The sequence below is a fragment of the Oleiphilus sp. HI0066 genome, from assembly GCF_001635725.1.
Genome location: NZ_LWFH01001699.1, coordinates 1 through 1,237, shown reverse-complemented (window position 1 = coordinate 1,237; position 1,237 = coordinate 1). Strand labels below are relative to the sequence as shown.

Below are 1,237 nucleotides of genomic sequence, written 5' to 3'. Positions count from 1 at the left end.
TCAATTCCAGTCCTAAGCCTCGGTACCAATTAATAATATCTTCTGACAAAGGAGCTGAGCCACTCACAGCAAAGTGACAATGATCTAAGCCCAAGTTCTTCAATACTTTTTTATTTACAAGAGAAGATATGATCGGAATACTCTGAAGGAACTTCAGTTTTTCAGGTGTCATTTTCTGGAATACACCGAGCTGGAACTTCGCCCATAATCTCGGTACAGAGATAAAGACCGTTGGTCGCGCACGCTTTAAGTCCTGAACAAATGTATCAAGCGCTTCTGCAAAGAAAAGATGAAAACCCACATACAAAGACGCCTGCTCTACGGCATAGCGCTCAAATACGTGCGCCAAAGGCAAATAAGAAAGCATGCGTTCTGAATCTTTCATCTCAAGTGCCTCAGAAACACCTTTCGCTGCCATACTCATAGCCCCAAAAGAAATCATGACACCTTTAGGTTTGCCAGTACTCCCCGAGGTATAAACAATCGTTGCTAACTCATCGGCATCACGAACCGTTTCTTCCATAAGCGGTTTATGGTCGGCAACAATTTGCTCCCAAGTTTGGAAATCATTTGGCGGGCTAAGTGAATAAGATAAACAGGGAAGATCATCTGGAACACCAGCTTTCATCTCATCCCAGTCATCCAATTTACCAACAAAAAGAAGTTTTGAATCACTGTGTTCTAGAATATATCGAACGGTCTCTGCGTTTAATGTCGGATACAGAGGTACAGTGACATGCCCCGCCATCCAAATAGCCAAATCTGACATGATCCAGTGCGCACAGTTTTTCGATAAAATAGCAATCTTGCTTTTGGGAGGGAGGTCTAGAGACTTTAAATAGGAGGCCATTCTTCTCGCCTCACCAACCGCTCGATTCCATGTGTATTCTTGTACCTGATCCCCGCCCATCGGCTGTGTCAGATATAAGTCATCAGCTTTTGCTTTTTCCCACTTATAGGCGTAAGCGAGTGGCGATAAAAATCCGTTATTTGCTCCCATGAACCCCTCTCTATTTATTATTGGTGGACTTACGAAGAGCAACCATCATAAAAGCAGTGCCACAAAAAAGATATGTTAAATGCAGCCAAGCGACTATTTGCAGTGTGATTGCAAACACAACAAGCAATAATAGAATTTGCTGCGCTCTGAAATCTCGACTATATCACTACGGCGCTTGGTAATTTTGCTAGGCTAATCATCACAATTAAAACGATAACCATAGGCTTAAGGAACTGA

At 42.7% G+C, this 1,237-nt stretch carries 1 protein-coding gene; it reads right to left on the bottom strand.

Annotated features, from left to right (window positions below; translation table 11 throughout):
* Window positions 1-1,000, bottom strand: a 1,000-nt coding sequence (locus A3738_RS26535; RefSeq protein WP_156504524.1) for an AMP-binding protein, incomplete at its 3' end; no start/stop codon positions are given.
* Window positions 1,001-1,237: the final 237 nt, after the last annotated feature.